A 19,837-nucleotide genomic window follows, 5' to 3' on the forward strand; every position below is an offset into this window, starting at 1 on the left:
ATCACCTTATTACATTTTTTCTAGATAGTGTACGCTGAATCGTTCGTCGACATCAATCCAGCAGTTGACCGGATGAAAACCACTTTGTTGAGCGAGTTTCTCAAACTCTTCTTTACTATATTTATAGGAGTTTTCCGTATGAATCGTTTCACCTTGTTTAAATGGAACCGTCACGTCGCCTACTTGGACGAGCTGATCCAACTGACTCCGAAGATGCATCTCAATGCGTCCTTTTTCCTCATTATAGAACGCCTGGTGTTCAAAACGAGCGATATCGAATGTTCCACCAAGCATCTGATTCAAATGCGTCAACATATTCAAGTTGAACGCTGCCGTGACACCTGCTGCATCGTTATAGGCACGTTCCAGGACATCAGTCGACTTTTTCAGATCGACACCAATCAAGAACCCGTCTCCAACCTCTAGAATCCGCGAGGAGTGACGTAAAAAGCGCATCGCTTCCTCCGGTTCAAAGTTTCCGATTGTCGAACCCGGGAAAAAGATGACCCGTTTTTGCGCTTCTTCAACCGGTAAGGAAATTGATTGCGAGTAATCGCCACAAACAGCTTTGATATGGAGCGCAGGATATCGTTCAGAAAGTTGGCGCGCGGATTCCATCAAAAAGTCTTTTGAGATGTCGATTGGCATATACGTATCCAGATGTGTAAATGTCTCAAGCAACATCTGGATTTTACGGCTACTCCCACTGCCATACTCGATTAACGTATGCACATCGCCAATACTTCGCGCAATTTCTGTCCGGTGGTTTTCCAAAATGGTGAGTTCCGTCCGTGTCGGATAATACTCTGGTTGTTCTGTAATTTGTTCAAATAACTGGGATCCGATATGATCGTAAAAATATTTCGCTGGTAAGATTTTTTGCTCTCGCATCAGACCGTCGACGACTTCTAAGCGCATGTTTTGTTGCGGCGTATATAAATCGTAACCAATGACTGTTTCCCGCATCACATGTCACCCGCCAATCGGAAGCCGCCAAACAACCAGCGTTTATCAGGTGGGAAGAAGTTCCGATACGTCTCGCGAATATGATCGTCTGGCGTCACGCAAGCACCACCACGCAACACCATCTGATTACACATGAACTTCGCGTTATACTCGCCGAGTGCCCCTTCAAGTGGTTTGCTACCAGGATACGAACTATACGGACTAGACGTCCATTCCCAGACGTTTCCGAACATACTTGCAAGCGTCGTTTCTGATTCTTCGACTGCTACGGGATGGAACGTACCGCTTCCCATCATGTTGCGTTTCGTTACGGAATCGACTTGGCGAGAAGCCCATTCCCACTCCGCTTCTGTCGGCAATCGTTTCCCTTGGTAACGACTGTAAGCGTCCGCCTCATAAAAACTGACATGACAGACCGGTTCGTCGAGCCGAAGGGGTTCGACACCATTCATCGTAAAGATCGTCCATTCCCCCGCGTCATCCTTCATCCAATATAACGGCGCTTTCCAGCCTTCTTTTTGGACAGTCGCGTAGCCATCCGACAACCAATACTCCGATTTTTCATAACCGCCTGCTTCAATGAACGCCAAATATTCCCCATTCGTGACGGGACGCGTTGCTAATTCAAACGGATGAAGCCATGTTTTGTGACGCGGACTTTCGTTGTCAAACGCAAAACCGTCACCCGTATGACCAATCTCGACGAGTCCCTCTTCGAATTGGATAAAGGATGTCTCTGTAACTAAACTCTCAGTTGTATCTGTTGTCATCGATATCGATTGATAGGCAGGTAACAATGGATTCGTAAAAAAGTTATATTTCACGTCCATCAAAATCAATTCCTGATGTTGTTGTTCATGCTGAAGACCCATCTCGACTAATGCTTCCACTTTACGCTGATCTTCCGGAGTCCGTTCCGCTTTCAAAAACTCGACCATTCGTTCATCGACATACGCCCGGTAAGCAATGATATCCTCGACGGTCGGACGTGACAACATGCCCCGTTGCTGACGAGGTTGATAAGGTCCGATCGAGTTGTAGTACGAGTTAAATAGATAATTATACTTCGGATGGAAAACTTGATACCCTTCACTATATTCTTGTAGAATCATCCGTTCAAAAAACCATGTCGTATGGGCGATATGCCACTTTGGTGGACTAACATCCGAGCTGGCTTGAATAATAAAATCTTCCGCTTCAAGTGGTTCAATCAAGGCAATCGTTTGATTCCGAACGGTGGCGAATTTTTCGATTAAGTACGATGTCGTTTCAAATATCATGTCAATCACTCCCTATCCAAAATATTCCGAATCTTTTAGTCCATTTGATGTATACCCCTCCTATGGAAAAGTTATGCTAAGGAAACAAAAAAATCCGCTCCATTAAGAGCGGACACATCGTATTAAAAGACTTTATCCCCGTTGAAAATCGAGTTCTTGACGACGACATAATCAACCGTGCGAATCGCCTGCAGCTTGTTCCCACCCGCATACGAAATCGCTGATTGCAAATCTTGCTCCATCTCGATCAACGTATCTGTCAGACTACCTTTATGTTCGACGAACATCTTCTTGCCTTCGACGTTCTTGCGTTCCCCTTTTTGGAACTCAGAAGCGGAACCGAAGTATTCCTTGACGAGTACCCCGTCCACTTCGTGTGTCTCACCAGGCGATTCCTCGTGCCCTGCGAAGAGTGAACCGATCATGACCATCGAAGCACCGAACCGGACTGACTTCGCGATATCGCCATGCGTCCGAATCCCACCATCGGCGATGATCGGTTTGCTTGCTGCTTTCGCACACCAACGAAGTGCCGCTAGCTGCCAACCGCCCGTACCGAATCCTGTCTTAATCTTCGTGATACAGACCTTACCCGGTCCGATACCGACTTTTGTTGCGTCTGCTCCCGCGTTTTCGAGTTCGCGAACCGCTTCCGGTGTACCGACGTTACCAGCGATGACGAAACTCGTCGGTAAAAGAGACTTGATATGACGAATCATCTGAATGACCGCTTCCGAATGTCCGTGCGCAATATCAATCGTAATGTATTCAGGAGTTAGCCCCTCTGCTGCAAGCTGTTCGATCAGCTGATATTCTTCTTCCTTAACGCCGACACTAATCGAAGCGAACAGTTGACGTTCTTGCATCGTGCGAACGAATGCTAAACGACGTGCCGGTTCGAATCGATGCATGATATAGAAATAATCGCCTTCTGCTAAGAATGTTGCAATCGATTCATCAATGATCGTTTGCATGTTTGCCGGTACGACGGGCAGTTTAAAACGACGACCACCGAATTCCACTGACGTATCGCATTCTGATCGACTGCCAACGATTGATTTTGCTGGAATTAATTGAATATCTTCATAATCGAATACTACATCCATGAATAACACCTCTAATTACGAATATTTTTTAAGTAATGGCGATAATCATTCGCCCCTTGACTACTATAACGAACTGCTATTGCACTGTCAAAGAAAATTTCGTGTTTTCGAGGTTTTTTATGAACTTTTTTTAGTATTCAATAAAATAATGTTCGGATTTTAATGGTTTCGATGCTGTAAATCAGTCAACCAGCGTTCATTCCATTCGAAATAGCTCGTCGCCTCTGATTCCTCAAACACTTGATCAGGATAAGGTAATGCAAGTGGTGGACGCTCATTCTTCGGAAAATAAGCCAGTTGCTTGGACTCTCCATCGATTGCCTCGAGCACTCCACCGACTACCTCACACTCGAACATCATTGCTACATACTCGACTTCGTTTCCGTCTGGATATGTCAGTCGAAACGACTCCCCACCGAATGTCCCAATCAAACGGACGGGGCGAACAAATAGACCCGTTTCTTCATAGACTTCGCGAATGACCGCTTGCGCAGGGGATTCCCCTAGTTCAATTGCCCCGGCAGGCAAGCTCCAGTAGGGACCACCTGGATCCTGGAAGAGGATGTGACCCGCTTCGTTTCGAATGATTGCTGCGACGCATGGTGTAAAAAGACGTTGCGTTCCGACAAGTTGCCGTAGATTGGCATAATAATCAGAGATTGGCATGACGTGACTCCTTCCGGTCTTCTTTTAATAGAGCAAACAAAATAAAATCTTCCCAAGCCTCATTGATGAAGAGGTTTTGCTTCGCTATTCCTTCTTGACGAAATCCAACTTTTTCTAGAACACGGATCGATCCGATGTTCGCCGGCATGACTTCAGCACGAATCCGATGGAACTGATGGACATCAAATAGATGATCCACGAACAATCCGACCGCTTGAGCCATATATCCTTTTCCGCCATACGCGTTATCTAACTGATAGCCGATCATGCACGTCTCTGCCGGTCCACGCTGGATGAACATCGCTGAGACATCTCCAATCAATTGATCGGTTTCTGATAAAAAAACACCGTAGGCATAATACGCATCTTGTTTCATCAACTCTTGATGGCGTTGTATCCGTTCCCGCTGTCCTTCTACCGTATACTGTTCGGGTAACGGCTTTACCGGCATCCAGTATTCAAAATGCTTACGGTTTCGTAAGTTTACATCGAGAATAGCTGCTGCATCCTCTAAGACATACGGGCGAATATATATAGGCAACATCATTATTCCTCCTTCAGATCATTATCTTTAGTTCAAGAAGTTTGTGTGTTTCATAATTCAGCTAACGGGAATCTATATAATAGTTAATTACATTACAGTGACAGCATATTACAGAGAAAACTGTCGAAGAAGGAGTGACCTATGTATTCAGACACTGATTTGCTTCATCAAATCAAACAGCGTGATTCTGTCGCGCTCGAGCGATTATATGATCGTTACGAAAAAACACTTTTTCTTTTATTTCGTCGTACACAAGTCGATGAAGCACTCATCCATTCTGCAATGACCGAGTTATTCCGCACCGTTTGGGAACAACCAGCCCGATATCCAAATTTCCAAGGATTTATTTTGCATACATTACGGCAACTAAGTAACAAAAGAGAAGCTACTCCGACACGGTGAAAGAACACGTTATACTTTTTCGACACAGGTAGAATGAACCCTTTAAATCAATGATTTATTCAGAGAAGAACAGCTTAGTTTGTTCTTTTTTTGTTTTGTCCTTTCTTTTTCGATACAGGCATGCTATATTATTAAGTAATTATTGTTGTTCGGTGGAGATACGAAGTGTTTCACTTTATATTCGATGAAATTGATCACGGTAGTAATAATCAGTGTGCCAGTCACACGCAGGAGGCAATACACATGGAACAAGGTAAAGTAAAATGGTTTAACGCAGAAAAAGGATTCGGCTTCATCGAGCGCGAAAGCGGAGACGACGTATTCGTACACTTCTCAGCAATCCAATCTGAAGGTTTCAAATCACTTGACGAAGGTCAAGAGGTTTCTTTCGAAGTTGAAGAAGGCCAACGTGGACCACAAGCAACTAACGTTGTAAAACTTTAATTTCCTTTAGACCCTGCTTCGGCAGGGTCTTTTTTGTGTCTAAATGTGCTACACTGACGATTCAAGAAGAGAGGAGTTTTTCCATGACACTCGAGAATACCATGCATCAGTTGCAAGAATCGATGCTAAAAGGAGATTTGACACAAGTCTCTCACCTGTTGTCACCTGAATTTACATTTATCGATGCTTTAGGTCGGTCGTTTGATGCTGAGACGTATCTCGATCATTACGTCGATCCAGAAAACATTCGCTGGTTGTCACGAACTGATGATTTTTCATACATCGACCACTTCGAAGATACAGTGATTCAATATAGTTTGACAGAGGATCGGTTTGAATACGGCACGACGCAGTACGTCGGTCGTTTCCGTGTCGTTTCGGTCTATCGTGCGACAACTGAGGGCTGGAAATGGCACTTTGGTCAACTGACATCTCTTGATCCGTCGTAACGGATTGAGAGGTGTTTTTTTATTTTCATTTTTCCATTCATCGACAGTTGGAATTGCTTCTCATTTTTCATTCCGTTACACTTGAGTGGTACATATTTTCTGAAAATTCAAGAAGGAGTGTTCATCATGACGGTTTATAACTTCTCTGCCGGTCCGGCAGTCCTTCCTGCCCCGGTCTTATTGAAGGCACAATCTGAACTACTCAATTATGAAAATTCAGGACAATCCGTTCTTGAAATGAGTCATCGTTCGCCAATCTTCGAATCGATTCGAGATGCAGCCGAACAATCATTGCGAAGGTTGATGTCGATTCCCGATACGTACTCCGTGCTGTTTCTTCAAGGTGGAGCGACACTTCAATTTTCAATGTTACCGCAAAATTTGGCGACGAAGACCGGACGGATCGATTTTATTGATACCGGCGGCTGGTCGACAAAGGCGATTGCGGATGCCAAACAGTATGCGACGGTTAATGTCCTCGCCTCTTCTGCTGATCAAGGTTATCGCTTCATCCCGGACGGACCATTTACGTCTTCAAGCGACTATCTGCATATCACTTGGAATAATACACTCGAGGGGACGACGTATCAGATACCACCTCACGTCGATGTGCCGCTCGTCGCCGACGTCTCATCATCCATCCTATCTGAACCATTGCCGATTGAGTCATTTGATGTGTTATACGCTGGTGCTCAAAAAAATTTAGGTGTCGCCGGCTTGACAGTTGTCATCATTAAGAATGACTTACTTGATCGTGTCCCTGATACGATCGGCGCCTACTTACGGTATGACATCCATGCGAAACAGCGTTCTCTTTACAATACGCCACCGACGTTCAGTCTTTATATGACGAAGTTGGTACTCGAATGGATTGAAGAGACGGGACTCGAGACGATTACAGCGCGAAATGCCTCACAAGCACAACTCTTATATGAAGCAATCGATCAATCTACTGTTTTTCATAATCATGTTACCGTTAAAGACCGAAGCCGGATGAACATCCCGTTCTCGACCGGAAGTGAGACAGAAGACGCTGCCTTCTTAGCTTTCGCCGAGCGTCACGACCTCATTAACCTTGCCGGTCATCGCTCGATCGGCGGAATGCGTGCAAGCCTCTATAACGCAATGCCAAGCGAGGGAGTTAAAGCACTTATTCACATCATGCACCGTTTTGAACAGGGGGAACGTTAAATGTATCAAGTGCAATTATGGAACGACTTATCAGATAAAGGATTAAAACGATTTACGGAAGACTATCACGTCCACCGCGAAACCGAGCAGCCCGACGCCTTTCTCGTTCGCAGTAAGGATTTGCATGACATGCGTTTTCCGGACAGTCTAAAAGCTGTCGCCCGTGCTGGCGTCGGCGTCAATACGATTCCACTCGATCAACTCGCTAATCGTGGAATTCCAGTCTTTTCGACACCTGGCGCCAATGCCAATGCCGTCAAGGAACTCGTCATCGGGAGCTTATTCCTGACCGCACGAAAACTCGTCCCGAGTCTGCTTTGGACGAATAATCTACGCGGACCGGATATTCCGGAACGGATTGAAGCGAACAAAAAGCAGTTCGTCGGAACTGAATTACTTGGAAAACGAATTGGGATTGTTGGACTTGGAGCGATTGGTGCGAGCTTAGCTAACACCCTTCACGAACTTGGTATGACGGTTACCGGTTACGACCCGCATATGTCTGTCGAATCGGCGTGGCGTGTCTCGAATCAAATTCACCGCGCAACGCAACTCGAAGAGTTACTCGCGACAAGCGACTACATCACGCTACACCTCCCACTCGTTGACGCAACGACTGGTTTACTAGATGCTGCACTCTTCTCGAAAATGAAGCACGGCGCGACGTTACTCAATTTCTCGCGTGGAGAACTCGTCGATGAACAGGCGTTAGCCGATGTTCTTCGATCCGGTCGCCTTGCCAACTATGTGACCGATTTTCCGAATGCCTTTATCTTATCTCTCCCACGCGTCATTCCATTACCACATATCGGCGCATCCACGAGTGAAGCGGAAGAAAATTGTGCCATCATGGCTGTCGATCAGCTCCGAGCGTTCCTTGAGACAGGAAACATTCGCAATGCTGTCAACTTCCCAGCAGTTGAGTTACCTTATACCGGAAAACGACGAATCACGATTGCTCACCATAATATTCCGAACATGGTCGGTCAAATCGCTTCCGTATTAGCTCAAGAATCGATCAATATCGCCAACATGATCAACGGGAGTAAAGATGCGATTGCTTATACGATCATCGATATCGATAATCACGCGGACGAAATGATCTCTCTCGACCGTCTGAATCAAATTCCAGGCGTCTTGAAAACACGTCTACTTTAAAAGGAGTGATCCCATGCCAACATTCGAACCCTTTGCAGCGTTACGACCGGATTCAAAATATGCAGCAGACTTTTCCGCCTTACCTTATGATGTCTATTCCCGTGAGGAAGCACGCGCTGAGATTCGTCGACGTCCCCTCTCTTTTTTACGGATTGACAAGGCAGAAGCGACACTTCCTTCGCTCATTGCTGAAGACGACCCACGCGTTTATCAACAAGCAACTCTTGCTTTTGAAGAGAGTCAGACGAACGGTATCTTACAACTCGATTCGGACGAGACGTATTACATTTATCAATTATCAGATGGTTCACATACACAATCTGGCTTCGTCGGTTGTGTTGCCGTCGCTGATTACGAGACGAACCAAATACGTAAACATGAATTTACGCGTCCGGATAAGGAACGCGACCGCGTCCGCCACGTCGAACATTTAGAGGCTCATACAGGACCGATTTTACTTGCGCATCAAACGGATACTCAGTTGCAAGAAATCGTCTCGACAATTACTACCGGTGATCCACTATATGATTTTACAGTTGACGGGATCACACACCGGATTTTTAAAGTCGTCGACCGAAATCATCTGTTGACGATTGGTAGCCAGTTTGCACGTCATGACGCTCTCTACATCGCCGATGGTCACCATCGCGCTGCAGCTGCAGCCATCGCTGCTAGCCGGACGGATCAAGAAGAGGCACAACGCTTTCTCGCTGTCTCGTTCCCACAAGATGAATTACGGATTCTCGGATACCACCGTGTCGTTGAGGATCTATACGGTCAATCCGTCGTTGATTTTCTTGAACGCTTAGCACACCGGTTTACGATCGCAAAAGGACGTGCTGAACAAACAAAGAAACACCAAATCGAGATGTATCTTAACCGGCAATGGTACACGCTCACGTACGCTTCTGAACGCACGGGCACGAAAGCGAATCTAGACGTCTCGATTCTTCAAGAAGAGCTTCTGACACCGCTACTCGGCATTGAAGATCCACGGACAGATGCGCGCATCCAATTCGTCGGCGGACACAAAGGCTATGAAGGTCTCGAACAACTTGTTGATGCCGGACATGCAGCAATTGCCTTTCACTTGCACCCGACCTCGATCGAAGACTTGATGGCAGTGGCAGATGCGGGAGAAGTGATGCCACCAAAATCGACATGGTTCGAACCGAAACTGCGAAGTGGATTGCTGATCCATCCGTTTCATTCTTAAAATCATGCATGAAAAAACAAGCCGTGGACAAGTTGTTCACGGCTTGTTATTTTGATAAATATACTTTTCCTTAAAGTTGTCGCAAAATAACGGCCGATAAAGCTGGTATTTGAACAGCCTCCGAAGCCGTTGTCTCATCCAAAAGATTCTCAAAAGTCCCTTCTAGCGAAAAAATCTGTGTTTCTTCACTTACATTGACTATTACCAAGTAAGATTGTTCACCCTGACGTCGTTCGACCACCATAAGTTGTTTTGACTCGTCAGCTAACTTAACGTGATACGTTCCATCATTTGCTAAAATCGGATGTTTTTTACGAAGTGCAATCAATTGAGCCACGTAGTCGAACAATTCATGATTCTGTTTCGACTTATCCCACTCCATACAGGCACGATTGGCAGGATCTTGCCCTCCCGTCATCCCAATCTCATCACCGTAGTATATGACCGGTGTTCCAGGAAACGTCAACAATGTTGCGAAAAGTAATTTCATCCGGTCAACGTTGCCTTTCGCCCGTGTCAATGCACGTGGCGTGTCATGCGAGTCAATTAAATTAAACATCACTTCGTTGACGTTTTGAGAATGCCAGTTGAGATTCCGGCTGACCGCGTGCGAAAAATCGCGAACCGTTGTCTCGCCTGTTGCAAAACAAGTGAGAAAACTCTCTGTCAATCCGTAATTCATGACGGCATCGAATTGATCACCAAGTAACCACGGTTGTGAATCCGTCCAGCATTCACCGACGATATAACACGTGCCGTTCGCAGCACGTACCTCTTTTCGAAACTCGCGCCAAAAAGCATGATCGACTTCACTTGCGACATCAAGACGCCAGCCATCGATTCCGAATTCCTCGACCCAGTAGCGTCCGACATGGAGCAGGTATTGTTTTACGTCAGGATGAGCAGTGTTCAACTTCGGCATGTTCCGTTCGAACGCAAACACTTCATAATTGGGAATCGACGGATCAACTGGGAATGAATCAATCGTAAACCAGTTGGCGTACTTCGAGTCTTGTCCTTTTTCTAAGACGTCCTGGAATGCTGGATGGTCTTCACTAATATGGTTGAAGACGGCATCAAGCAATACACGGATACCGTTCTCATGCAACACTTGGATCATTTTCCGGAATGTTTCCTCGTCCCCGAATGCTGGGTCGAGCTTAAGATAATCAAGAGTGTCATACTTATGATTTGATGGTGCTTGAAAGACTGGGCAGAAGTAGACACCTGTGACACCGAGCCGTTTTAAGTGATCGATGTGGTCGATGACTCCTTGAAAGTCTCCACCGAAGAAATTCTGAAATGCTGGTGCCTCACTCCCCCATTCCTTTGTTCCTGCCGGATCATTCGTCGGGTCTCCATTCGCAAATCGTTCCGGGAAAATTTGATACCAGACCGTATCTTTGACCCAGTCCGGTGTATCAAAGACATCCGTCGCATGGACATATGGAACGGAAAAATAGTAGCCTGGATGATCGAGCGGTGCTTCGTCATACCATCCACGCTCCGTTAAAACGGCTGTCGTATCACTGTGAACTTCAAACCCATATCGTACGCGTTTTCGTTCTGGACGGATGGCAACGAACCAGTAATCATAGGTTGCATCACTTCCATTGTATTGCATCTGTGTTTGCTGCACTTTCCATGACTTCTCTTTATCCGGATCAAAATTCCAATCGCGGTCTTCTTCCTTTTCAGCTTCCCATTCATATGGATCACCGTGAATTAAGTTTACTTCACGAACATCATCCTTAGCCGTCATAAGCCGTACATGGACGGTTTCTTGATCATAAGCATAAACAAATGGTGATAATGCGCGATGGACGACCCCAGCCTGATTCAAATTCTGCCACTCTCCCTTAAATTGATATATCTCTAACGGTAAAGTTCCTCTCTTCAACATCACCTAAACGTTTTAATGGAAATTCAACTGTTCCACTGACATTTTAGTTCAGTCTGTCAGGTAGTTTAAGGTATACTGATAACGCATAGGAAATCATAGATTTCTGACATTACGGAAAGAGAGTGGATACGAAATGGGTCGTAAATGGAACAACATCAAGGAAAAAAAGGCATCAAAAGACAAAAATACGAGTCGGATCTACGCAAAGTTCGGTCGTGAGATTTATGTAGCGGCTAAACAAGGCGAGCCAGATCCAGAATCTAACCAAGCATTAAAAGTCGTTTTAGAACGAGCGAAGACATACAACGTTCCTCGTGCCATCGTCGATCGAGCAATCGAAAAAGCAAAAGGTGGAGCAGAAGAAAACTATGATGTGCTTCGTTATGAAGGATTTGGACCGAGCGGTTCAATGGTCATCGTTGAAACACTGACGAACAACGTCAACCGGACGGCTTCTGACGTACGCGCTGCATTCGGTAAAAATGGCGGAAACATGGGTGTCAGTGGGTCTGTCGCTTACATGTTCGATGCGACTGCCATCTTTGCGTTTGAAGGAAAATCAGCAGATGACGTTTTAGAATTGATGATGGAAGCGGACATCGATGTTCGTGATATCCTTGAAGAAGATGAGTCTGTCATCATCTATGCCGAGCCGGAACAGTTCCATGCTGTTCAAGAAGCATTAAAAGCGGCAGGTATTACAGAGTTCTCACTTGCCGAACTCGTCATGTTGGCGCAAAACGAAGTCGCTTTGTCTGAAGACGACGTTGCACAATTCGAGAAAATGATTGATGCACTTGAGGATTTAGAAGACGTACAACAGGTCTATCACAACGTAGAGCTATAATTAAAAGACAAGGAGCTAGTCGCGACTAGCTCCTTGTCTTTTTGATTATAGATTTCCTGTATCGGTTAACGCCCTGCTTCGGTAACGCACCGTCTGCACTCATCATAATGTATGAAACGCGTTTCATAACAAGGATAAAAAAAGATTCATTCTCGATGTTTATTTCTTCAATTTAATGGGAATAGTAATATTCGGAGTTGATTATAACTTATTTGGTTTTGAAGGAATAAAGGGAGGAACGAATGATGACATATTCTTTAATTGAAACATTCAAACACATCGTAAGCGAGGCAACCCGCTTTAAGCGCGTTGATTTCGGAGGTTACGACATTTATATGCAGACAACTGACGGACGAACGATTACAGCACATATCCGTTACGATGGTGGTGGTACAGACTTTAATGAAGCCTATCTGATGCTCGAGTCAAGTACCGGGCAACGCCGTACAGCAACGTTAACGCTTTATCAGTTCGAACATCTCTCTTCTTATACCGCACACAGTGAACGGACACGTGCCCTTGTCACAACGAGTGCTTGATTCATAAAACACGCCTCTCATTCGAGAGACGTGTTTTTTTAATCCTCTTCTTGCTCGAGACGTTCGAGTTCCGCATGTGTTTGTGGAAATCCATTCGCTTGCCAATCGGCACGGTGAATGGAATCAAGTTGCGTTAAGCCGACCTCTGCCGGATCGCGCTTCGCGTCGATACTTGGTCGGTGATCAATATCGCCGGAGGATGTTTTCCGTTGTTGATATTGTTGATATGCAATTGTCGCAATGGCCGCTAATCCACCTAAAATGACACCTGTCTTGAATGTGGCTCGCATGAAATTTCCCCCTCTATGATCGATACATTTGCTCTTGGTAATTGTACCCGTGTTGACTGAATTTGAATCCTTCCCATGAGTTTTCACTCGTTTTATTAAAAAATCAAAAAAAAAATTCAGCCTTTTTCCACCGTGTTCCTACATATTTAATAATTATGAGGAAAAATGGCTCTACCCCTTATGCTTCAACGCTTCACGTCATGCAAGAAGGAAAAAAGTACGCTATACTTGATTCAGAAACATCTTCGACGAACAAAATGAATCATGTCTTCTACTGGACAGTTCCGAGCTTCAATGGCTTGCGTTCGCGTCCCTTTTTCATTTTTGGTCGTCGATGTCACAAAGGAGGGAATTTCGTGTCCGTGATGCACGGGGCTATCTTACTGCCCATATTGATCAGTCTTTTCATTCCGCTTCTAGCGAAACGCCTTCCGAATATTCATACCGGTTGGTTTGTACTTGTCGTACCTGTACTGCTCGTTTCGTATTTCAGCCGTTTTCTCCCTAGTACCATGTCGGGTGAGACGCTTACGGCACGCATGCCATGGATACCATCGCTCGGGATCGATTTCGTCACGTATCTCGATGGACTTGGCTTGTTGTTCGCCTTGTTGATTACCGGAATTGGTGCACTCGTCGTTCTTTATTCCATTTTTTATCTGGATGCGAAAAAAGAGTCACTCGGAACGTTTTATGTGTATTTATTGATGTTCATGACAGCGATGCTTGGTGTCGTACTATCAGACAACATGGTCGTTCTCTATTTGTTCTGGGAATTGACATCAATCTCTTCTTTCTTATTGATTGCATACTGGTACGAGCGGGAACGTTCTCGCTACGGTGCTCAAAAATCGATGTTGATCACCGTTTTTGGTGGATTAGCGATGCTTGGCGGAATCGCTATTCTCTCTACACTTAGTGGATCACTCAGTATTCGGGAAACGTATGCGTCGCTTGAATCGATTCAAGGAGAATCATTCTTTACGGTTGCACTTGTCTTATTCTTGTTAGCAGCATTTACGAAATCCGCACAGTTTCCATTCCACATCTGGTTACCGGATGCGATGGAAGCGCCGACCCCTGTCAGCGCCTACTTGCACTCGGCAACGATGGTCAAGGCAGGCTTGTACCTCGTCGCTCGGTTCAGCCCGATTTTTGCGGATGAGTCGCTTTGGTTTTATCTCGTTTCTTCTGTCGGAATATTCACCTTATTCTGGGGCTCACTGAATGCAGTGAAACAACATGATTTAAAAGGTATTCTCGCCTACTCGACGATTTCTCAGCTTGGATTGATCATGTCCTTACTCGGACTCGGAGCAGCTGCCTTGCACGTCGACGCGTTAGACGATGGACTGTACACGATTGCGACAGTGGCTGCGATTTTCCACCTGATCAACCACGCGACGTTCAAAGGAAGCCTGTTCATGATGGCAGGAATCGTCGATCACGAGACCGGAACACGTGATATCCGGAAACTCGGTGGTCTTGCGCAACTGATGCCGATCTCGATGACGATTGCGATGATCGGGACTCTTTCGATGGCAGGGATTCCACCGTTCAATGGTTTCTTAAGTAAAGAGATGTTCTTGACAGGTGTTCTTCAAGTTTCAGAATCGGATTTGTTCCACTTGCCGTCGTACGGTTGGATCATTCCTGTACTCGCCGTCGTCGGAAGCATCTTTACGTTCGTCTACAGCATCTTGATCGTCCGGAGAACGTTCTTCGGTAAACGCCAAGACGACAAGTTACCGAAAACACCACACGAGGCACCGATTGGCATGTTGATTCCACCACTCGTCCTTGTCTCGCTCGTCGTCATCATCGGACTCTTCCCGAACATATTGTCAGATACGTTGATTCGACCAGCAGTCGAAGCGATCCTGCCACAAGTCGTTGCTGCCGGCGGGAAGATTGATGTGCACATTTCAATGTGGCATGGATTTAACCCAGAATTTTTCCTAACGTTACTCATCTTTACAGTCGGGTTCATCTTGTACAAGACACTGCCACGTTGGCAATCACTTTATAACCGGATGCCACGCGCTGTCTCACTCAACCATCAATATGATGCGCTGTTACGCCGTGGTGAACAGACATCGACTCGGATCCACGATGCGGTCATGACCGGTTATATGCGATCATACCTTGTCTATATCTTCGGGTTCATCGTCATCTTGATTTTGACAGCATTATACGGATTTGATGCTTTCCGCTTCGCGGTTGATCCAATTAGCTCGATTGATGCTTACGAGATCATTCTTGCACTCGTCCTTGTTTCGAGTGCCCTCTCGATTACCTTTGCACGCTCGCGTCTGACTTCAATCATCTTGCTTGGTGTAACAGGTTATACGGTCGCTCTGTTCTTCGTCTTGTTCCGGGCACCCGATCTTGCTTTGACACAACTCGTCATCGAGACAGTATCGGTCGCCTTATTCCTACTCGTTTTCTATCGTTTGCCGGAAATCAGTCGGAAAGAAGAACGCATTCCGTTTAAGCTCGGAAATGCTTTAATCTCAGCACTCGTCGGATTGACAGTGACGCTTGTCGCCCTTGCTTCGCTCAGTCAGCGTTCGTTTACTTCGATTGCCAAGTATTACATTGACAACGTTGCTGATCTTGCTGCTGGTGGGAATATGGTCAACGTCATTCTCGTCGACTTCCGTGGCTTTGATACGTTGTTTGAGATTGCGGTTCTCGCACTTGCCGGAATCGGGATTTATACGATGATTAAATTCAGACGAACAGGAGGGGTGGATAAATGAAAAAGCAGGCAAAAAAGCATACGAATGATGTCATCTTAGAGTCCGCGACTTCCTTCATCACGTTCATCATCTTCCTGTTTGCTGTCTATTTGTTCTTTGCCGGACACTATACCCCAGGTGGCGGTTTCATTGGTGGTCTCGTAACAGCGTCTGCTCTCGTCTTGATCTTACTTGCATACGACATCAAGACGTTGCGCCGGATTTTACCGTTTGATTATAAATGGATCACGGCGCTTGGCATGTTGATTGCTGTACTGACGGCTTCAGGAGCGCTCGTGTTCAACGTACCGTTCTTCACGCATGCGCATGATTATTTTAATTTGCCGTTGTTCGGTAAGACATCGCTTCACACGGCGATGTTGTTCGACCTCGGTGTATACCTTGTCGTCGTTGGTGTGACGATGACGATTATTCAAACGATTGGGGAGAGTGATTAATATGGAAATCATCATGGCGATTGCCGCAGGCATCCTGACGATGTGTGCCATTTATCTCATTCTTTCGAAAAGCATTCTTCGGATTATCATCGGAACGGGATTACTCAGTCACGCTGCTCACCTACTCGTCATGACGATGGGTGGATTAAAACGAGGCGCAGCTCCGGTTTTAAAGGATGGCGTGACTTCCTATACGGACCCATTACCACAAGCACTCGTCTTGACTGCCATCGTCATCAGCTTTGGTGTCACCGCCTTTTTCTTGGTACTTGCGTATCGCGCGTATCAAGAGCTTGGAACCGATAATATCGAAGAGATGAAAGGAACCGATTCGAATGATTAACTTACCGCTATTACCGATCATCATCCCTTTGTTGACGGGTGTCATTTTAATGTTTTTCCCGCGACACCTCAAAGGACAACGAATCGTTTCCGTCTTTTCGACGATTTTGACTGTCTGCGCATCCATCTACCTCGTTCTGACTGTCCGCTCGAATGGCATTTTGACCGTCACACTAGGTAGCTGGCCGGCACCTTTTGGTATCACGCTCGTCTCTGACATGTTGTCTGCTTTACTCGTCACGACGACGAGCATACTTGTCCTAAGTATCATCTGGTATGCGATCGTCTATTTGAGCGATGCTTATCAACGGTATTACTATTTCATTGCCGTTCAATTCCTGCTCGTTGGTGTCAACGGTGCCTTTACGACGGGTGATATCTTTAACATGTTCGTCTTCTTCGAAGTCTTCCTGATTTCGTCGTATGTCTTGATCGTTCTCGGCGGGAAGCCGGCACAATTACGAGAATCACTCAAGTATCTCTTGATTAACGTCATCTCGTCCGCCTTGTTCGTCATGACGGTTGCCTTCTTGTACGGGATCATCGGTTCGCTTAGCATGGCGGATATCAGCCAGAAGATCACAGAGGTCGGGCAACCAGCGATTCTAAACGTCATCGCCTTGTTATTCCTGATCGTTTTCGGGTTAAAAGGTGCGATTTTCCCACTCTACTTCTGGTTACCAGGATCTTATCAAGTACCACCGACACCTGTTCTTGCTCTGTTCGGTGCCTTGTTGACGAAGGTCGGGGTGTACGGGATTTTACGGACGTATAGTTTGTTCTTCTCAAACGAGATTGGAACGATTCATCAAATCTTAAGTGTCCTTGCTCTGAGTACAATCATCATCGGGGTGATTGGTGCGCTCGCGACGCGAGATGCGAAACAAATCATCATCTACAACATCATCGTTGCGGTTGGAGTCATCTTGTATGGAGTTTCCCTCATGACGCCGCAAGCACTAGAAGGAGCGATTTTCTATCTTCTTCACGATATGGTGATCAAGGCCGCGTTGTTCTTACTCGTCGGAATCATGGTCGGAATTGCCGGTTCGAGTAAACTAAAGGATATGGGTGGTATGATCAAAGCCTATCCTGTACTAGGTTGGACATTCTTCATCGCAGCGTTATCACTCGCCGGGATTCCACCGCTCAGTGGGTTCATCGGCAAGTTCCTAATTGTTCGTGGTGGCATTGAAGACGGTGAGTTGATTGGACCGATCATCGTTTTATTATCGAGTCTGCTCGTCTTGTATTCCGTCGTCCAATTGTTCATGCGCGCCTTTTGGGGGACACCAAAGACGTACTCAGGTGAGAAGCAAGCGCTTGTTCCACGGCTGCTTGCTCCTACGATCGCCTTAGTTGCACTTAGCGTCCTCTATGGCGTAGGTGCTGAGGCAATGCGTCCACTCATTCAACAAGCCGTTGAACCGTTAACGAATCCAACGCTCTACATCGATGCCGTACTCAAAGGAGGTCGTTAATTCATGGCATTTCAAGTCTTGCTCAACTTATTTCTTGCATTCTTGTGGATGTTTCTCTCAAACAATTTCTCGGCCTCCGGTTTCGTCATCGGCTATGCACTAGGTCTGATTGCGATGTTCGCTTTCCGCCGCGGCTTTAAAGGTCGTTTTTATCTCGGACCCGTCATCGCACTCGTCTTGTTGTTTTTCCGCTTTCTCTACGAACTGGTCGTCGCGAACATCGATGTTCTAAAAATCATCTTAAAGCCGAAGTTAGATATTCAGCCTGGTATCTTCGCCTATGAGACGGAACTCGATCAACCGTGGCAAATCACGTTGCTATCGATGCTGATCACACTGACTCCCGGGACACTCGTCGTCGATATCTCAGACGATAATAAAACACTCTATATTCATGCACTCCATATGCCAGAAGTCGATGAAGCGGTCGCATCGATTCGTGACAGCTTCGAGAAAGCCATTCTGGAGGTGAGTCGGTAATGTTTGATATCTTAATCTATATTGCACTCGGAGGCGTCTTCCTCTCGATGCTCGGTCTATTTTATCGGGTCATCAAAGGACCGAGTGTCGCGGATCGGGTCATCGCCCTTGATTCAATCGGTATCAGTTTGATTTCAATCGTTGGTCTGGTCTCAATCATCTTACGAACGAGTGACTATCTAGAAGTTATCCTCTTAATCGGGATTCTTGCCTTTATCGGTACCGTTGCCTTTTCGAAATATATCGAGAAAGGAGAGATCATCGAACGTGATCGCAATCAATGAATTGATCGTCGCGATCTTCGCCTTGCTTGGGATGGGATTTAGTCTCGTTACCGCGCTCGGTCTGATTCGCTTACCCGATCTTTATACCCGTGCTCATGCAGCCTCTAAAAGTGCGACATTAGGTGTGATGTCGATCTTGATCGGCGTCATCATCTACTTCGTCACGGAAGATGGATTTTTCTCTTCTCGTGTCCTACTCGGTATTTTATTCGTACTGATCACGGCACCGATCGGTGGTCATTTAATCGCTCGTGCCGCATATTACAGCAATGTCCCCTTATGGAAATCATCCGTGCGTGACGATTTATCTAAGAATAAAGAACATGTAGAACCGAAAAAACGCCAAGATGACGTATGAGTAGGTCGATATGACAAAACCCTCGCTTCCATTTACGGAAACGAGGGTTTTTGATTAAGAACGCTGTAAAGAGGAAGCAGCAAATAAGAGTGCTAATTCATCGCGATTATCTAGCAATTCTTCTAATGTATGTTGTTCCAGTTCACGAATGAAAGCTCGCAGCGCTCGACCGAGCACGCCTTTAAGACGACACCCTGGTTCGATGACACAATGACCGTTGCTCCCGAAACATTCAACGATATCCATCGGTTCCATTTCACGAACGACCTTCCCAATGTTAATGTCCTGTGGATCACGAATCAAACGAAGTCCCCCTGAGCGACCTCTCGTGGATTCGACATATCCAAGTTTCGCTAACTGTTGTGTCACTTTCATTAAATGGTTGGATGAGATGTCATAATGCTTTGCAATCTGTGGCATTGGTGTGATGACATCCCGGTGCACACCGAGATACATCAACACACGTAAACCATAATCCGTATACTGTGTAATTCTCACGATCTTCACTCCATTCCTTCCCAAAACTGTACTGTTATCGTAACATGAAACACTCTAACGACCACATAGTTTTGTCTCACTATTCATCTCACAATTCGAATTATTTATCATGCTCTACACAGATTACGTAAGGAAGGAAATATTGGATTTAAAATACGAGATTTCATCAAAAAAGAGCGATTCCTTATTTCGCC

23 protein-coding genes are annotated in these 19,837 nt (G+C 45.8%); 15 read left to right on the plus strand and 8 right to left on the minus strand.

Annotated elements, in window-relative coordinates; translation table 11 throughout:
* Window positions 1-9: 9 nt before the first annotated feature.
* The 5 genes from egtD to K6T22_RS09405 all read right to left on the minus strand — a co-directional run bounded on the left by egtD (window position 10) and on the right by K6T22_RS09405 (window position 4,562).
* A complete protein-coding gene (gene egtD / locus K6T22_RS09385) occupies window positions 10-966 on the minus strand; it encodes an L-histidine N(alpha)-methyltransferase (protein WP_238236597.1) in 957 nt (318 codons plus the stop codon).
* On the minus strand, window positions 966-2,246 hold the full coding sequence (gene egtB / locus K6T22_RS09390) for an ergothioneine biosynthesis protein EgtB (protein ID WP_238236598.1): 1,281 nt from the start codon (window positions 2,244-2,246) through the stop codon (window positions 966-968). Before egtB ends, egtD begins: the two co-directional genes overlap by 1 nt.
* 122 nt (window positions 2,247-2,368) lie before the next feature.
* Window positions 2,369-3,352, minus strand: a complete 984-nt coding sequence (gene guaC, locus K6T22_RS09395) for a GMP reductase (protein WP_238236603.1) — start codon at window positions 3,350-3,352, stop codon at window positions 2,369-2,371.
* A gap of 159 nt (window positions 3,353-3,511) precedes the next feature.
* Complete coding sequence (locus K6T22_RS09400; RefSeq protein WP_238236607.1) at window positions 3,512-4,018, minus strand: NUDIX domain-containing protein; 507 nt, start codon at window positions 4,016-4,018, stop codon at window positions 3,512-3,514.
* Complete coding sequence (locus K6T22_RS09405; RefSeq protein WP_238236609.1) at window positions 4,005-4,562, minus strand: GNAT family N-acetyltransferase; 558 nt, start codon at window positions 4,560-4,562, stop codon at window positions 4,005-4,007. The genes K6T22_RS09400 and K6T22_RS09405 overlap by 14 nt, the downstream gene beginning before the upstream one ends.
* 141 nt (window positions 4,563-4,703) lie before the next feature.
* Here K6T22_RS09405 and K6T22_RS09410 point away from each other — a divergent pair, with 141 nt between their 5' ends.
* The 6 genes from K6T22_RS09410 to K6T22_RS09435 all read left to right on the plus strand — a co-directional run bounded on the left by K6T22_RS09410 (window position 4,704) and on the right by K6T22_RS09435 (window position 9,422).
* Window positions 4,704-4,964 carry an RNA polymerase sigma factor gene (locus tag K6T22_RS09410; RefSeq protein WP_238236611.1) on the plus strand — a complete coding sequence of 87 codons (261 nt, stop codon included), beginning with the start codon at window positions 4,704-4,706 and terminating at the stop codon, window positions 4,962-4,964.
* Between the two features lie 243 nt (window positions 4,965-5,207).
* Entirely contained in the window at window positions 5,208-5,408 is a 201-nt protein-coding gene (locus K6T22_RS09415) for a cold-shock protein (protein WP_023468529.1), read from the plus strand.
* 83 nt (window positions 5,409-5,491) lie between these two features.
* Entirely contained in the window at window positions 5,492-5,857 is a 366-nt protein-coding gene (locus K6T22_RS09420; protein ID WP_238236615.1) for a nuclear transport factor 2 family protein, read from the plus strand.
* A 123-nt stretch (window positions 5,858-5,980) separates the two neighbouring features.
* Window positions 5,981-7,048 (plus strand): 3-phosphoserine/phosphohydroxythreonine transaminase, encoded by a 1,068-nt coding sequence (gene serC, locus K6T22_RS09425; protein ID WP_238240089.1) that lies wholly within the window; start codon window positions 5,981-5,983, stop codon window positions 7,046-7,048.
* On the plus strand, window positions 7,049-8,206 hold the full coding sequence (locus tag K6T22_RS09430) for a phosphoglycerate dehydrogenase (protein WP_238236623.1): 1,158 nt from the start codon (window positions 7,049-7,051) through the stop codon (window positions 8,204-8,206). It begins immediately after the preceding gene.
* A 13-nt stretch (window positions 8,207-8,219) separates the two neighbouring features.
* On the plus strand, window positions 8,220-9,422 hold the full coding sequence (locus K6T22_RS09435; RefSeq protein ID WP_238236626.1) for a DUF1015 domain-containing protein: 1,203 nt from the start codon (window positions 8,220-8,222) through the stop codon (window positions 9,420-9,422).
* 70 nt (window positions 9,423-9,492) lie between these two features.
* Here the strand turns inward: K6T22_RS09435 and K6T22_RS09440 are convergent, their stop codons facing one another.
* Complete coding sequence (locus tag K6T22_RS09440) at window positions 9,493-11,265, minus strand: glycoside hydrolase family 13 protein (protein WP_238236630.1); 1,773 nt, start codon at window positions 11,263-11,265, stop codon at window positions 9,493-9,495.
* A gap of 193 nt (window positions 11,266-11,458) precedes the next feature.
* On the opposite strand from K6T22_RS09440, the gene K6T22_RS09445 reads away from it, so the two are divergent.
* The gene (locus K6T22_RS09445; RefSeq protein WP_053453572.1) at window positions 11,459-12,172 is read left to right on the plus strand and encodes a YebC/PmpR family DNA-binding transcriptional regulator; all 714 of its coding nucleotides are present in this window, start codon (window positions 11,459-11,461) and stop codon (window positions 12,170-12,172) included.
* Between the two features lie 245 nt (window positions 12,173-12,417).
* Window positions 12,418-12,711, plus strand: coding sequence for a hypothetical protein (locus tag K6T22_RS09450; protein WP_035407444.1), 294 nt, complete (start codon window positions 12,418-12,420; stop codon window positions 12,709-12,711).
* 38 nt (window positions 12,712-12,749) lie between these two features.
* Here K6T22_RS09450 and K6T22_RS09455 read toward each other — a convergent pair whose 3' ends face one another.
* Window positions 12,750-13,001 (minus strand): hypothetical protein, encoded by a 252-nt coding sequence (locus K6T22_RS09455; protein ID WP_238236631.1) that lies wholly within the window; start codon window positions 12,999-13,001, stop codon window positions 12,750-12,752.
* Window positions 13,002-13,357: 356 nt separating this feature from the next.
* On the opposite strand from K6T22_RS09455, the gene K6T22_RS09460 reads away from it, so the two are divergent.
* Genes K6T22_RS09460 through mnhG form a run of 7 tightly spaced genes read left to right on the plus strand, consistent with a single transcriptional unit; the run spans window position 13,358 to window position 19,145 of the window.
* Window positions 13,358-15,763, plus strand: coding sequence for a Na+/H+ antiporter subunit A (locus tag K6T22_RS09460; RefSeq protein ID WP_238236638.1), 2,406 nt, complete (start codon window positions 13,358-13,360; stop codon window positions 15,761-15,763).
* Complete coding sequence (locus K6T22_RS09465) at window positions 15,760-16,200, plus strand: Na(+)/H(+) antiporter subunit B (protein WP_035407436.1); 441 nt, start codon at window positions 15,760-15,762, stop codon at window positions 16,198-16,200. Before K6T22_RS09460 ends, K6T22_RS09465 begins: the two co-directional genes overlap by 4 nt.
* Window position 16,201: 1 nt before the next feature.
* Window positions 16,202-16,543 (plus strand): Na(+)/H(+) antiporter subunit C, encoded by a 342-nt coding sequence (locus K6T22_RS09470; protein ID WP_023468540.1) that lies wholly within the window; start codon window positions 16,202-16,204, stop codon window positions 16,541-16,543.
* On the plus strand, window positions 16,536-18,023 hold the full coding sequence (locus K6T22_RS09475; RefSeq protein WP_238236640.1) for a Na+/H+ antiporter subunit D: 1,488 nt from the start codon (window positions 16,536-16,538) through the stop codon (window positions 18,021-18,023). The genes K6T22_RS09470 and K6T22_RS09475 overlap by 8 nt, the downstream gene beginning before the upstream one ends.
* Window positions 18,024-18,026: 3 nt before the next feature.
* On the plus strand, window positions 18,027-18,503 hold the full coding sequence (locus tag K6T22_RS09480) for a Na+/H+ antiporter subunit E (protein ID WP_195864864.1): 477 nt from the start codon (window positions 18,027-18,029) through the stop codon (window positions 18,501-18,503).
* Window positions 18,504-18,550: 47 nt separating this feature from the next.
* Entirely contained in the window at window positions 18,551-18,787 is a 237-nt protein-coding gene (locus tag K6T22_RS09485) for a Na(+)/H(+) antiporter subunit F1 (RefSeq protein WP_369792030.1), read from the plus strand.
* Complete coding sequence (gene mnhG / locus K6T22_RS09490; RefSeq protein ID WP_238236650.1) at window positions 18,771-19,145, plus strand: monovalent cation/H(+) antiporter subunit G; 375 nt, start codon at window positions 18,771-18,773, stop codon at window positions 19,143-19,145. Before K6T22_RS09485 ends, mnhG begins: the two co-directional genes overlap by 17 nt.
* A gap of 54 nt (window positions 19,146-19,199) precedes the next feature.
* On the opposite strand, the gene K6T22_RS09495 is transcribed toward mnhG, so the two are convergent.
* Window positions 19,200-19,643: an Rrf2 family transcriptional regulator gene (locus K6T22_RS09495; RefSeq protein ID WP_238236652.1), complete on the minus strand. Its 444-nt coding sequence runs from the start codon at window positions 19,641-19,643 to the stop codon at window positions 19,200-19,202.
* Between the last annotated feature and the right edge of the window lie 194 nt (window positions 19,644-19,837).

The organism is Exiguobacterium acetylicum (assembly GCF_022170825.1).
Lineage (GTDB): Bacteria > Bacillota > Bacilli > Exiguobacteriales > Exiguobacteriaceae > Exiguobacterium_A > Exiguobacterium_A acetylicum_B.

Bases quoted from the DNA above. Each gene is read 5' to 3' on its own strand.
- K6T22_RS09410 (WP_238236611.1), top strand. From the start codon at position 4,704: ATGTATTCAGACACTGATTTGCTTCATCAAATCAAACAGCGTGATTCT.
- K6T22_RS09475 (WP_238236640.1), top strand. From the start codon at position 16,536: ATGATTAACTTACCGCTATTACCGATCATCATCCCTTTGTTGACGGGT.
- K6T22_RS09485 (WP_369792030.1), top strand. From the start codon at position 18,551: ATGCTCGGTCTATTTTATCGGGTCATCAAAGGACCGAGTGTCGCGGAT.
- egtD (WP_238236597.1), bottom strand. From the start codon at position 966: ATGCGGGAAACAGTCATTGGTTACGATTTATATACGCCGCAACAAAAC.
- K6T22_RS09420 (WP_238236615.1), top strand. From the start codon at position 5,492: ATGACACTCGAGAATACCATGCATCAGTTGCAAGAATCGATGCTAAAA.
- K6T22_RS09415 (WP_023468529.1), top strand. From the start codon at position 5,208: ATGGAACAAGGTAAAGTAAAATGGTTTAACGCAGAAAAAGGATTCGGC.
- K6T22_RS09455 (WP_238236631.1), bottom strand. From the start codon at position 13,001: ATGCGAGCCACATTCAAGACAGGTGTCATTTTAGGTGGATTAGCGGCC.
- K6T22_RS09480 (WP_195864864.1), top strand. From the start codon at position 18,027: ATGGCATTTCAAGTCTTGCTCAACTTATTTCTTGCATTCTTGTGGATG.
- egtB (WP_238236598.1), bottom strand. From the start codon at position 2,246: ATGATATTTGAAACGACATCGTACTTAATCGAAAAATTCGCCACCGTT.
- K6T22_RS09430 (WP_238236623.1), top strand. From the start codon at position 7,049: ATGTATCAAGTGCAATTATGGAACGACTTATCAGATAAAGGATTAAAA.
- K6T22_RS09435 (WP_238236626.1), top strand. From the start codon at position 8,220: ATGCCAACATTCGAACCCTTTGCAGCGTTACGACCGGATTCAAAATAT.
- K6T22_RS09470 (WP_023468540.1), top strand. From the start codon at position 16,202: ATGGAAATCATCATGGCGATTGCCGCAGGCATCCTGACGATGTGTGCC.
- guaC (WP_238236603.1), bottom strand. From the start codon at position 3,352: ATGGATGTAGTATTCGATTATGAAGATATTCAATTAATTCCAGCAAAA.
- K6T22_RS09465 (WP_035407436.1), top strand. From the start codon at position 15,760: ATGAAAAAGCAGGCAAAAAAGCATACGAATGATGTCATCTTAGAGTCC.
- K6T22_RS09405 (WP_238236609.1), bottom strand. From the start codon at position 4,562: ATGTTGCCTATATATATTCGCCCGTATGTCTTAGAGGATGCAGCAGCT.
- K6T22_RS09445 (WP_053453572.1), top strand. From the start codon at position 11,459: ATGGGTCGTAAATGGAACAACATCAAGGAAAAAAAGGCATCAAAAGAC.
- K6T22_RS09450 (WP_035407444.1), top strand. From the start codon at position 12,418: ATGACATATTCTTTAATTGAAACATTCAAACACATCGTAAGCGAGGCA.
- K6T22_RS09400 (WP_238236607.1), bottom strand. From the start codon at position 4,018: ATGCCAATCTCTGATTATTATGCCAATCTACGGCAACTTGTCGGAACG.